Here is a 12,389-nt window from a genome sequence, read left to right as displayed (position 1 = left end):
GGGTCAAAAAACGCATCGCCCTTGACCCAACGTGTGGGCAGCACAGGTTTTTCCCACAAATGCGACCCCGCAACACAGCGCAGCGTGGCGTCGGTCACCGGATCAAGCGGGGACCAGAAGCTGACGTTCTGACGCCCTTCCACGAAATAATACGGTCCGTCCTGATGCCACGGCGTCGCCATCGACGTGCCGGGTTCCTTGACCAACACATGATCATGAAACAGCTGTACCGTTTTGCTTTGCATCAAATCGGCAGCGACCCGAGCGGCGGGTGACCCGTGGATCACATCACCAAATTCCGCAATACGGTCCCAATTGCAGTAATCGTCGAAAAACCGGCCCGTCTCGCCTGCTTTGTCGTTGTTGGACGCATAGGGGCCGGGGTTTTCCATGTTGCGCGCGACGCCCGCGCGCAAGGGGTCAACATGATCGGCGAATAGCCCCTTTATCAGCACAACGCCGTCACGTTGGTAGCTGTCGATATGGTCTTGGGTGATTAGGGGATGCATGGGCACGCTCAAAGCTTGGAAATTTTTCTCAGCCTAAGCAGCAAGATCGCGGCGGTCCAGCAGTTTAGCTTTTCCGGCGCAAACGAATAACCACGTCCACGGACGCGATTTCGGCCCCTTCGGGCGCGTCGGGCAATTGCGCGATCACCAACTGGTCCGACGGCGCATCGGTCAAACGCGCTTCATCCTCCCAAAAGAAATGCGGGTGGTCGTGCGTGTTGGTGTCGAAATAGCTTTTGGACCCGTCAACGGTGACCTCTTGCATCAGACCGGCGTCACAAAAAGCGCGCAATGTGTTATATACGGTGGCCAGTGACACCGCTTCGCCCTGCCCTTTTGCCGCGTCAAACAGGCTTTCTGCGGTGACATGGCGATGCTGCCCGTCCCCCACCAAAAGCTGTGCAAGGGTCATGCGTTGGCGCGTCGGACGCAGACCCGCCTTGGAAAGCCACTTGGAACTGATCTGTTGCATCGCTTGGGTCATCACACACTCTTTGTCTGCCGTTAGGGTATATAAAGCGTAAACCGCACCGTTTTCAATTGAAAACCCAGAACCTGGCACCTTGCCAGCACCCTTGCAGGAATGGCTGGCACAATGCTAGACCACAAACGACCTTGAACACAGCGAGCAGGAGCCGCGAACATATGGCCGATTATCCTACCAGTTTCGACAAAGAAGCTTTGTTGCAATGCGCCGCAGGCGAGCTTTTTGGCCCCGGCAATGCACAACTGCCCGCCCCGCCGATGCTGATGATGGACCGGATCACCGACGTTTCCGCAGATGGCGGTGCCCATGGTAAAGGCCATATCGTAGCTGAATTCGACATCACCCCCGACTTGTGGTTCTTTGACTGTCACTTTCCCGGCAACCCGATCATGCCCGGCTGTCTGGGCCTTGATGGCTTGTGGCAGCTGACCGGCTTTAACCTTGGCTGGCGCGGCTGGCAGGGGCGCGGCTATGCGTTGGGCGTGGGCGAGGTCAAATTGACCGGCATGGTGCGCCCCGACCGCAAGATGCTGACCTACAAGATCGACTTTACCAAAGCGATCCAGACCCGTCGCCTGACCATGGGTGTCGCGGATGGCATCGTCGAAGCAGACGGTGAAGTCATCTATATCGTAAAAGACATGAAGGTCGCCCTGTCAGAAAGCTGACCCGACAGATGACTTGATTTGTCGCCCCATTGGCGGCAAACGGAGGAGGAAAGCGCCGCCTTGCCATAGTAGTGGCCGGGTGGCGGCTGAAACAGGGCGAAAAGCCCAACAAGATCAAGGGAGTGCGCCATGCGTCGCGTCGTCGTAACAGGGTTGGGGATTGTCTCATCCATCGGAAACAACGCTGAAGAAGTGCTTGCATCGCTCAAGGACGGAACCAGTGGCATCGTCGCCAGCCCCGAAATGACCGAACACGGCTTTCGCAGCCGCGTCGCAGGGACGCTGAAAATCGACGTGGCCGATCACATCGACAAACGCGCGCTGCGCTTTATGGGGGGCGGTGCCGCCTATGCCTATATCGCGATGGCCCAGGCGATTGCCGACGCTGGCCTAACCGAAGACCAGATCAGCAACCCGCGCACCGGCCTTGTGGCTGGGTCCGGCGGGCCGTCGACTTCGGCGCTGTTTACAGCCCATAACGTGGTGCGTGACACAGGTGCGACCAAACGGATCGGGCCATTTGCGGTGCCTAAATGCATGTCCTCGACCGTCAGTGCCAACCTGAGCACGGCGTTCAAGATCAAGGGCATCAACTATTCCATCACCAGCGCTTGTTCCACATCCCTGCACTGCATCGGCAACGCAGCCGAACAGATCATGATGGGCAAGCAAGACGTGATGTTCGCTGGCGGCGGCGAGGAACTGGATTGGACATTGTCCTGCCTGTTCGACGCCATGGGCGCGATGAGCAGCAAGTATAACGACGCCCCCGAAACCGCGAGCCGTGCATTTGACGCCAACCGCGACGGGTTCGTCATCTCGGGCGGCGGCGGCATGCTGGTGCTTGAGGATCTGGAACACGCCCAAGCCCGCGGTGCAACGATCTATGCCGAAGTGACCGGATATGCGGCCACATCCGACGGCCACGACATGGTGGCCCCATCCGGCGAAGGCGGCGAACGCGCCATGCGTCTGGCCCTGCAATCCCTGCCCGAAGGCCGCAAGGTCGGCTATATCAACGCGCATGGCACATCGACCCCCGTGGGCGATGTCGGCGAGATCGAAGCCGTCCGCCGCGTTTTTGGCCAAGGGACAACGCCGCCGGTCAGTTCAACCAAATCCATGACAGGCCACGCCCAAGGAGCCGCTGGTGCCCTTGAGGCTGTGTTCTGCTTGCTGATGCTCAAGCATGATTTTATCGCCAAATCCATTAATGTGGTCGATCTCGACCCCAAGCTGGATCCTGCTGAAATCGCGCTGGAGCGTGTCGATAACGCAGGGCTGGATTCCGTCATGACCAATTCATTCGGATTTGGCGGCACCAACGGGTCGATGATCCTTTCCAAGTTTAAAGAGTAAGGACAGCACATGTCAGATCTGCTTAAGGGAAAACGCGGCCTTATCATGGGTGTTGCGAACGAACGCTCAATCGCGTGGGGCATTGCCAAGGCAATGGCCGAGGCGGGGGCCGAACTGGCATTCACCTATCAGGGCGACGCCTTTGGTACGCGCTTGAAACCGCTGGCCGAAAGCGTCGGGTCGGATTTCATGGTCGATGTGGATGTGACCGATGATGCGTCTTTGGATGCTGCATTTGACCAGCTGGGCGCGCGCTGGCCCACGATTGATTTCGTGGTCCACGCGATTGCGTTTTCGGACAAGTCCGAACTGACGGGCCGTTTTCTGAACACCAGCCGCGCTAACTTCAAACACTCGCTGGATATCTCGACCTATTCTTTCATCGATGTTGCCCGCCGCGCGCACCCGTTGATGGTTGAAAACGGTGGCACCCTGATGACGCTGACCTATCAGGGATCAAACCGCGTTGTGCCGAATTACAACGTCATGGGCGTCGCCAAGGCGGCGCTTGAATCCGCCACGCGCTATCTGGCAAATGATCTTGGCCCCGATGGCATTCGCGTCAACGCGATCAGCCCCGGCCCGATGAAGACCCTTGCGGGTGCTGCCATTGGCGGCGCGCGCAAGACCTACAAGCACACCGACCAGAACGCCCCCTTGCGATCCAATGCAACTTTGGAAGCGGTCGGAGGCACGGCAGTCTATCTGGCGTCAGACGCGGGGGCCTGCACCACAGGCGAGATTATTCGCGTTGATGGAGGGTTTCACGTTTTAGGGATGCCGCAAGCCGAGCATTTGTGATTGCCTGATGGACCGGGGCGCTGCCCCGGACCCCGGGATATTTAAAAGCCAGAGAATGAAGGGGGTCTAGCGCAGCGGTGGAGTTTGGTAGAACCAGACTTTCATGCCGCCATGTGCGATTGCCGGGCCTTGAGGTTTCCAAGGCAAACCGGTCGCCTTGGCGAGCGGTGGCTCTGACGTGACAAGGCCGACGCGCCAGCCTTTGAAGCGGGTCAACAGCGTTTGCCCCAAAGTACCGTAAAGCGGATAGAGCAGTTTTTTATTTCCGATGCGGCCGCCGTATGGCGGGTTCACGATGACAAGGCCGGGCGGGCCATCGGGCGGGGTAAGTTCGCCTGCGGCGTGGTTTTCGAAATGCACTGCGTCTGCGACCCCTGCCCGATCGGCGTTGGCTGTGCTCATCCGGACGGCACCTGCATCGCGGTCGGAACCGTAAAACCGAAGATCGGTTGTGTGTGGTGGTTTGGCGCGCATTTCCCCCCACGCCTGCGCATCAAAACTGGCGAGGCTTTCGAATGCAAAGCTGCGCGAGCGGCCGGGGTTCAGGCCCATGGCGATCTCTGCTGCCTCGATCACGAAAGTGCCGGACCCACACATGGGGTCAACGACCGTTTCAGCGCCCACATAGCCCGCCTGTCGCAGCAACAACGATGCCAGCGTTTCGCGCATGGGTGCTTTGCCGACGGCCTCTTTGTGACCGCGTTTGTGCAGGGATTCGCCAGAGGTATCGAGGCTTATCGTTACCACGTTATCGTCGATCCGAACCTTCAGCACCAACGCGGCCTCGGGCGATATCGTCGCCCCAAGGCTTTCGCGCAGGGCGGTTTCAATCCGCTGCGTGGCGGCACCGGCATGGTAGATTTTGGATGCCTTTGTGGTGACCTGGACCCGCAAGGGCACATCAGCGCGCAAGACCTCTGCCCATGGAAATTTGCGGGCGCGTTTATCAAGTTGCGCCAGATGGAACGCCATAAAGGACCCGATCCGCGCCAGCACCCGAGACGCGCCGCGCAGTTCAAGATTGGCGCGCCAGACCTCGGGCCAGCCGCCTTGCACCGTAACACCGCCGGGCGACAAAGTTGGATTGGTAAAGCCCTTTTCGATGACTTCGGCCAAAAGCATGTCTTCTAGACCCGGGGTCGCGACAAGGAATATATCAAAGCTGGTATCTGTGTTCATAGACGCTGCATACTGTGCCGCGTCGCGCTATTCGAGCGGTTTCTTTTGAACCATGGGCCTTTGGGCCGTCACCGGAGTTTTCGAAAACTCCGGTCCGGGAAATTCGAATTTTCCGTAGGCCAGTGCAGGAAACCCCGCACTGGCCTTGATCATCAGGCGATTTTCATCAGCTCGATGTCGAATTGCAGGTCCTTACCCGCCAGCGGGTGGTTTGCATCCAGCGTCACAGTTGCGTCGTCCACTTCGACCACCATAACAGGCATCGCTTGGCCGTCGGGTGTCTGCATCTGCAACTGGGTACCGACCTCAAGCGGGATATCAGCGGGGATACCTTCGCGTGGCACGGCCTGACGCATTTCAGGGTTCAACGGGCCATAGGCATCTTCGCTGCCGATCTTGACGACTTTCTTGTCGCCTACTTCCATACCAGGCAGTGCCACATCAAGGCCGGGGATGATCTGGCCGGATCCGACCACAAACTCCAACGGTTCGCGCCCCTCTGAGCTGTCAAAGGTGCTGCCGTCCAGCAATGTGCCAGTATAATGGATTGCAACGGTATCGCCGGATTTAACCTGCGTCATAAAAATCTCCAGTATGTTCGGGAATAAATGAAAGAGGCCACGTGTCTGCGCGGGTGCTCCAAGGTTCGGGGCACAGTGTTTCAAGCCAGAACGCTGGCGTAAACCCCCGTCTTGCAAGTTTTTCGGCCTTTTCTGTCGTCGCGGCCCGTGACAATCTGTTCCCGACAACCACCGGGAGGGTTCCATGCCAATCACCACCTGCGTCTTTGACGCCTATGGTACATTATTCGATGTGGCCGCCGCCGCACGCCAAGCGGCAAGCGAACCGGAATTCGCTGCCCTCAAGGACAGCTGGCCCCAAGTCGCAGAGCATTGGCGTCAAAAACAGCTTGGCTATTCGTGGCTGCGCGCTGTCACGGGCGCGCATACCGATTTCTGGGAGGTCACCCAGAATGCCCTCGATTGGGCCCTCGAGAAAACCAGCCATGATGGCAACCCTGCCCTGCGCGCCCGCCTGTTGGCGCTTTATTGGGAATTGCAGGCATTCCCCGAGGTGCCCGCCATGCTGCGCACCCTGAAAGACGCGGGGTTAAATACGGCGATTTTGTCGAATGGGTCACCCCAGATGCTTGACGGTGCCGTTAAATCCGCCGGTATCGGCGATGTGTTGGATGCGCTTTTATCGGTTGAAAGCGTCGGAGTCTTCAAGCCCGATGCAAAGGTGTATGATCTGGTCGGGCAGCATTTCGGCTGCGCCAAGGCTGACGTTTTGTTTGTGTCATCCAATGGCTGGGATGCCGCTGCAGCCACTGGATATGGTTTTGAAACCGCTTGGGTGAACCGCAGCGCTGAACCGGTAGACCGACTCCCATGGACACCCGTCCACACTCTGAAAGAGTTAACCGAAATCCCGCAATTGGCAGGTGCCTGATGCCTCATTTCACATCCTCCGACGGGCTGAAACTGTATTATACTGACGAAGGTGCGGGTCTGCCGATCCTTTGCCTTGCTGGCCTCACACGCACAACCGCCGACTTTGACTATGTCACGCCACATCTGGCGGGCAACCGGTTGATCAAGATGGATTACCGCGGACGCGGGCAATCGGATTTCGACCCCGACTGGTCGCATTATTCACCGCCCGTTGAATGTCGTGACGCGCTGGAGTTGCTGGCGCATCTAGGCTTGGACAAGGTCGCAATCCTTGGCACGTCGCGCGGCGGGCTGAATGCGATGGGGCTGGCCATGGGGGCCAAAGACCGTCTGTTGGGCGTGGCTTTCAACGATGTGGGGCCATATATCGACCCGCAGGGCCTCGATTTCATCATGCAATACATTGGCCGCAACCCCGCCGCCAAAACCCACGCCGAGGCCGCCGCCGCCATGCCGCGCGTGTTTCCCGAATTTGACGACGTTCCCGACAGCCGTTGGATGGAGGAAGCGGTCAAGCATTACACCCAGACCGACAGCGGCCTGAAAATAACCTATGACAAACATCTGCGCGATGCTGTGGCCAAGGCCTTTGACGGCCCGTCGCCCGATCTGTGGCCGTTTTTTGATGCGCTGGCAGGGCTGCCGATTGCCTGTATTCGCGGGATGAATTCCAACCTGCTCAGCGAAGAAACCCTGGCCGAGATGGAAAAACGCCGCCCCGATATGATCGTGGGCCGCGTGCCCGGGCGCGGGCATATCCCGTTTCTGGATGAACCCGAAGCAGTTGACGCCTTGCGCAAATGGATCGAGGCGATGTCATGAACATCGACATGATCCGCGCCGCTGCCGCGCGGCTTGAGGGGCACGCACGCCGCACGCCCCTGCTGAATTCGCCGTTTATCGACGAAATCGCGGGCCGTCGTGTCTGGGTGAAACCTGAATGCCTGCAACATACCGACAGCTTTAAGTTTCGCGGCGGCTGGTCAGCGCTGTCCGCGCTTGATCCTGATATCCGTGCCAAGGGGGTCATTGCCTTTTCCAGCGGCAACCATGCCCAAGGTGTGGCCTATGCCGCCAAACAGCACGGGGTGACGTCGGTCATCATCATGCCATCCGATGCGCCGCGCTTGAAGATTGAAAACACCCGTGCCTTGGGGGCCGAGGTCGTTGTGTATGACCGCGCAACCGAAGACCGCGATGCAATCGGTGCGCGTCTGGCGGCGGAACGCGGGCTGACCCTGATCAAGCCTTTCGACGATCCACAGGTCATTGCAGGGCAAGGCACCACGGGCCTTGAGATTGCCGGGCAAGCCGCCGAACTCGGCATCACCTCCGCTGATGTGATCGTGTGTTGCGGTGGCGGCGGGCTGACCTCGGGCATCGCGCTCGCGCTTGAGGCTGACGCCCCCGGCCTGCGCGTGCGCCCCGCCGAACCGGCCGGATTTGATGATGTCACGCGGTCGCTGGCCCAAGGCAGCATCGTGCGCAACCCCGCATTGGCGGGGTCGATCTGCGATGCGATCATCACGCCGCAACCCGGCGATCTGACCTTTCCGATCATGCAGCGCCTGTGTGGTCCGGGCCTTGTCGCGACAGATGACGAAGCGCTGCACGCGGTCGCCCACGCGTTCAACCGTCTCAAGGTAGTCGCTGAACCGGGTGGTGCGATTGCCCTTGCCGCAGCGCTGTTCCGCCAAGACCAGATCGAAGGTGATGATGTCATCGTCACGATTTCCGGCGGGAATGTGGATGCCGATATGTTCGCCCGCGCCCTCGCTATCCTCAATTGACCTCGAAAAGGAGCCTGCCCCATGAAGCTTTTTGATACTGGCGATGTTCGCCTGCATTACCGCGTGGATGGCCCCGATGATGGCGCGCCCGTGGTGTTCGCCAATTCGCTTGGCACCGACATGCGCTTGTGGGATCCGATCCTGCCGCTGCTGCCCAAAGGGCTGCGGATCATCCGGTTCGACAAGCGCGGTCATGGCCTGTCCACCTGTCCGCCTGCGCCCTATTCGATGGGTTCGCTGATCACGGATACGGAAAAACTGCTGGATTTCCTTGGGGTTAAGGATTGCGTCTTTGTCGGGCTCTCCATTGGCGGCATGATCGCCCAAGGGCTCGCGACCAAGCGTCTGGACCTGATCCGCGCGATGGTGCTGTCCAATACAGCCGCCAAGATCGGCACCCCCGAGATGTGGGCAAGCCGCATCAAAGACGTGCAGGAAAACGGCATCGAAAGCCTTGCCGATGCGATCATGGAACGTTGGTTCGCCCCAGATTTCCGTGCCACGCCCGAGCTTGAGCTGTGGCGCAATATGGTCACCCGTCAGGAACGCGACGGCTATGCCGGATGCTCTGCCGCGATTTCCGGCACCGATTTCTATACCCCGACGGCTGGCCTGCGTCTGCCCTGTCTGGGTATTGCAGGGTCCGAGGACGGATCAACACCGCCCGATCTGGTGCGCGAAACCGTTGATCTGATACCCGGTTCCAAGTTCCATGTGATCCGCAGAACCGGCCATCTGCCTTGCGTCGAGAACCCACAAGAATACGCGCAGGTCCTGACCGATTTTCTGAAAGGCGTCGGGCATGTCTGATATCCTTTTGGTTCACGGATCGTGCCATGGCGCATGGTGCTGGCGCGATCTGATCCCCGCGCTAACCGCGTTGGGTCACAGCCCCCGCGCCATTGACCTACCCAGCCATGGGGCGGATCAAACGCCGGTTAATGACGTCACGCTGGACAGCTATGCCGATGCGGTGCTGGCCGCATCAACGCCTGAAACGGTTGTTCTGGGTCATTCCATGGGCGGCTTTGCAATCAGCGCCGCCGCTCAGAAAGACCCAGAGGCCATGGCGCAACTGATCTATCTATGCGCATACGTCCCCGCCCCCGGCATGACGTTGGCCGAGATGCGCAAACAGGCCCCCAGCCAGCCGTTGATGCCAGCGGTGCAGATGCGCGAGGATGGCAAAAGTTTTACCCTTGATCCGACCATGACCGAAGCGTTGTTCTACAACGACTGTCCCGATGGCGTCGCCGCTTTTGCCAACCCGCTATTGTGCCCGCAGGCCGTGGCCCCCACCACCGTTGCGCTGCCAGATACGGCCCGTGCCGACGCCAAAAGGCGCAGCTATATCCGCTGTATGGACGACCGCACCATTCCACCCGCCTATCAGGTCACGATGACCCAAGACTGGCCAAGCGCGGATGTCTATGAGATGTCCACGGGACATTCGCCTTTCTTTGCCGATCCCAAAGGCTTGGCGCACATAATTGATACGATCCTCAAGAGGTAACCCATGGCCGCCAGCGTCTTCGACAGTCCCCTTTATGCGCAACTTTTCCCAACGGGGGATGCCGGACGCCTGTTTTCGGACACCGCCGCAATCCGCGCGATGCTGCTGGTCGAAGGCGCGCTGGCCAAGGTGCAAGGCGGTCTTGGGGTGATCCCCGAGATAAGCGCGGCCGCGATCCACCGTGCATCGCTGGAAATTCAGGTCGATCCCGGTGCGATTGCCAAGGCTACGGGCGAAAACGGGGTTAGCGTGCCAGGGCTTCTGGCGCAGTTCCGCGCTGAAATGCAGGCCCCCGAATTTGCCCAGCACGTGCATTGGGGGGCCACCAGCCAAGATATCATCGACACCGCGCTGATGCTGCGCCTGCGTCAGGCATTGGGGCTGGCCGAGGCCGATTTACGCACGATCATCGCATCGCTTGCATCGACGGCCGAGGATCACAAGACCCTGCCCCTGCCCGCGCGCACCTATGGTCAACATGCCACGCCCACCAGTTGGGGTGCGGTGCTGGCAGAATGGGGCATGCCCCTGATTGACGCGCTTGAGGAACTGGAAACCTTGCGTGCCACATCCCTGTTCGTATCGCTGTCGGGTGCTGCGGGCACTGGGTCCGCCCTTGGACCCAAAGCGGCTGAAACCCGCGCCCAACTGGCCAAAGCCCTTGGCCTGAGCGACCCGAAACGCAGTTGGCATGTGGACCGCACCCCGATCCTGCGCATCGCAGACTGGCAAGGCCGCGTCATGGCCGCGCTGTCGCATATCGGGCAAAGCGTGATCGGGCTGACCATGACCGGCATTGAGGAAATCGCCCTTGGCGCGTCGGGGGCGTCCTCTACCATGCCACAAAAGCAAAACCCCGTCGGGCCATCGGCCATCATCGCCCTTGGGCATCAGTTCACCGGGCAACGCGCCACCTTGCAAGCTGCTGCTGCCCATCAACACCAGCGCGATGGCGGGGCGTGGTTTGCCGAATGGATGGCGGTGCCTCAACTGGCACTTTGCCTTGCCGCGGCCTTGCACCATACCAAGACCCTCGTGGCGGGTGTGACGCCGCATCCGGTGCAGATGCACCATGCGCTGACCGCAAGCCTTGGGTTGATCCACGCCGAAGCGCTTAGCTTTGCCTTGGCAGAGACAATGTCGCGGCCCGAAGCACAGAAAGTGACCAAACAACTATGCCGCGACGCGCAAGAAAAGCAGGTGCCGTTGGCTGATCTGGCCCGCGCCGACTACCCCGACCTGCCGGAAGGCCTGTTCGAGCCGATGCATCAGATGGGCCACGCCGCAAAAGACGCCGAAACCTTCATCGCCCGCGCACACGCGCTTTAGCACGGATGCGTCCGGCGGTATTGTTCATTGTCCTGACCGTGATGATCGACGCGATGGGCATCGGTCTGATCATCCCCGTGATGCCCGATCTGATTGCGCAGGTCCAAGGCGCGAACCTGTCGCGCGCAGCCCTGTGGGGCGGTGTGTTGGCGACGACATTCGCGGTGATGCAGTTTCTGTTCAGCCCCTTGGTCGGCAGCTTGTCGGACCGCTTTGGCCGCCGCCCAGTCTTGCTGATGTCCTTGACCGTGATGGCGTTGGATTACGTGGTGATGGCCGTCGCCGGATCAATCTGGCTGCTGTTGCTGGGCCGTGTTGTGGGCGGCATTTCCGCCGCCACGGGGGCCACGGCGAGTGCGTATATGGCCGATATTTCCGCCCCCAAAGACCGCGCGGCCAATTTTGGGTTGATCGGGGCCGGCTTTGGGGCGGGCTTTGTTTTGGGCCCTGTGGCGGGGGGCATGCTGGCTGAGTTCGGCACCCGTGCGCCATTCTGGGCCGCAGCGGCACTGGCCGCAGGCAACGTGGCTTTTGGCTGGTTTGTGCTGAAAGAAACTGTCAGCCCTGAAATCCGCCGCGCGATGTCTTGGCGGCGCGCCAACCCGTTCGGCGCGGTCAAGCATTTGGGGCAATTGCCCGGCATCAGGCGGCTGTTGCTGGTCTATTTCCTCTATCATCTGGCCTTCGCGGTTTATCCGTCGGTCTGGAGCTTTTTTGGCAAGGCGCAGTTTGACTGGTCCCCGGCCATGATCGGCGGATCGCTGGCGCTGTTCGGCGTGGCGATGGCGCTGGTTCAAGGGGTGCTGATCCGGCCCGTTTTGGCACGGTTTGGCGAACGTGGCACCGTGCTGTTTGGCTATGTCTTTAGCGTCGCCACATATTTCCTGATCGCCACTATCACGTCCAGTATGACAATTCTGATTTTGACGCCCATGGCAGCGCTGGCCGGTGTCATCCCCGCCGCGTTGCAGGGGGTCATGTCGCAGGCTGTGGCGCAAAATGCACAAGGCGAATTACAAGGTGTGCTGACGTCGGCATCTGCACTTGCGATGGTGGTGGGACCCTTGGTGATGACGGGAACCTTTGCGGTCTTTACCGCGCCTGAGGCTGCGATCTACTTTCCGGGGGCACCGTTCTTGTTATCCATGGTGCTGACGATTGTGGCGGTTTCGGTTTTTCTGCGCTGGCGGGTGCCGACAGGGGGCGCGACCTAAGATGGGGGCAAGCCCCATACATGCAATAAATTGGGGGCGAGCCCCCAAACCCCCCGGATTTTTTACCATTTGGAAGAAAGGAACGC

14 protein-coding genes are annotated in these 12,389 nt (G+C 60.0%); 10 read left to right on the top strand and 4 right to left on the bottom strand.

The features are described from left to right. Together ABYT07_RS04795 and irr are read right to left on the bottom strand one after the other, a co-directional pair. Window positions 1-509 (bottom strand): phytanoyl-CoA dioxygenase family protein (locus ABYT07_RS04795; RefSeq protein WP_372989839.1); only part of this gene is annotated, 509 nt, incomplete at its 3' end. Between the two features lie 64 nt (window positions 510-573). After that, window positions 574-993, bottom strand: coding sequence for a Fur family transcriptional regulator Irr (gene irr, locus ABYT07_RS04790; protein ID WP_372989838.1), 420 nt, complete (start codon window positions 991-993; stop codon window positions 574-576). 161 nt (window positions 994-1,154) lie between these two features. Here irr and fabA point away from each other — a divergent pair, with 161 nt between their 5' ends. From fabA to ABYT07_RS04775, 3 genes are all read left to right on the top strand, one after another. Further along, window positions 1,155-1,664: a bifunctional 3-hydroxydecanoyl-ACP dehydratase/trans-2-decenoyl-ACP isomerase gene (gene fabA, locus ABYT07_RS04785; protein WP_372989837.1), complete on the top strand. Its 510-nt coding sequence runs from the start codon at window positions 1,155-1,157 to the stop codon at window positions 1,662-1,664. A 129-nt stretch (window positions 1,665-1,793) separates the two neighbouring features. Further along, on the top strand, window positions 1,794-3,023 hold the full coding sequence (fabB, locus tag ABYT07_RS04780; protein WP_372989836.1) for a beta-ketoacyl-ACP synthase I: 1,230 nt from the start codon (window positions 1,794-1,796) through the stop codon (window positions 3,021-3,023). A 9-nt stretch (window positions 3,024-3,032) separates the two neighbouring features. Then, the gene (locus ABYT07_RS04775; RefSeq protein ID WP_372989835.1) at window positions 3,033-3,824 is read left to right on the top strand and encodes an enoyl-ACP reductase; all 792 of its coding nucleotides are present in this window, start codon (window positions 3,033-3,035) and stop codon (window positions 3,822-3,824) included. Window positions 3,825-3,890: 66 nt separating this feature from the next. On the opposite strand, the gene ABYT07_RS04770 is transcribed toward ABYT07_RS04775, so the two are convergent. Together ABYT07_RS04770 and ABYT07_RS04765 are read right to left on the bottom strand one after the other, a co-directional pair. Beyond that, a complete protein-coding gene (locus ABYT07_RS04770; RefSeq protein ID WP_372989834.1) occupies window positions 3,891-5,003 on the bottom strand; it encodes a class I SAM-dependent RNA methyltransferase in 1,113 nt (370 codons plus the stop codon). Window positions 5,004-5,155: 152 nt separating this feature from the next. Continuing rightward, on the bottom strand, window positions 5,156-5,584 hold the full coding sequence (locus ABYT07_RS04765; RefSeq protein WP_372989833.1) for a peptidylprolyl isomerase: 429 nt from the start codon (window positions 5,582-5,584) through the stop codon (window positions 5,156-5,158). 184 nt (window positions 5,585-5,768) lie between these two features. Here ABYT07_RS04765 and ABYT07_RS04760 point away from each other — a divergent pair, with 184 nt between their 5' ends. From ABYT07_RS04760 to ABYT07_RS04730, 7 genes are read left to right on the top strand one after another with little or no spacing between them, the layout of a single operon-like run. Then, complete coding sequence (locus tag ABYT07_RS04760; RefSeq protein WP_372989832.1) at window positions 5,769-6,455, top strand: haloacid dehalogenase type II; 687 nt, start codon at window positions 5,769-5,771, stop codon at window positions 6,453-6,455. Further along, entirely contained in the window at window positions 6,455-7,279 is an 825-nt protein-coding gene (locus ABYT07_RS04755; protein ID WP_372989831.1) for an alpha/beta fold hydrolase, read from the top strand. Before ABYT07_RS04760 ends, ABYT07_RS04755 begins: the two co-directional genes overlap by 1 nt. Continuing rightward, window positions 7,276-8,247, top strand: a complete 972-nt coding sequence (locus ABYT07_RS04750) for a threonine/serine dehydratase (protein ID WP_372989830.1) — start codon at window positions 7,276-7,278, stop codon at window positions 8,245-8,247. Before ABYT07_RS04755 ends, ABYT07_RS04750 begins: the two co-directional genes overlap by 4 nt. Window positions 8,248-8,268: 21 nt before the next feature. Then, window positions 8,269-9,057, top strand: a complete 789-nt coding sequence (gene pcaD, locus ABYT07_RS04745; RefSeq protein WP_372989828.1) for a 3-oxoadipate enol-lactonase — start codon at window positions 8,269-8,271, stop codon at window positions 9,055-9,057. Next, on the top strand, window positions 9,050-9,760 hold the full coding sequence (locus tag ABYT07_RS04740; protein WP_372989827.1) for an alpha/beta fold hydrolase: 711 nt from the start codon (window positions 9,050-9,052) through the stop codon (window positions 9,758-9,760). Before pcaD ends, ABYT07_RS04740 begins: the two co-directional genes overlap by 8 nt. Before the next feature lie 3 nt (window positions 9,761-9,763). Further along, window positions 9,764-11,089, top strand: coding sequence for an adenylosuccinate lyase family protein (locus tag ABYT07_RS04735; RefSeq protein WP_372989826.1), 1,326 nt, complete (start codon window positions 9,764-9,766; stop codon window positions 11,087-11,089). A 5-nt stretch (window positions 11,090-11,094) separates the two neighbouring features. Beyond that, window positions 11,095-12,303 carry a TCR/Tet family MFS transporter gene (locus ABYT07_RS04730; protein ID WP_372989824.1) on the top strand — a complete coding sequence of 403 codons (1,209 nt, stop codon included), beginning with the start codon at window positions 11,095-11,097 and terminating at the stop codon, window positions 12,301-12,303. Window positions 12,304-12,389: the final 86 nt, after the last annotated feature.

This window comes from Sulfitobacter sp. (genome assembly GCF_041552635.1).
Classification (GTDB): domain Bacteria; phylum Pseudomonadota; class Alphaproteobacteria; order Rhodobacterales; family Rhodobacteraceae; genus Sulfitobacter.
Note: the sequence above shows the minus strand (reverse complement) of the source record. Positions and strands in the feature narration are given on the sequence as shown.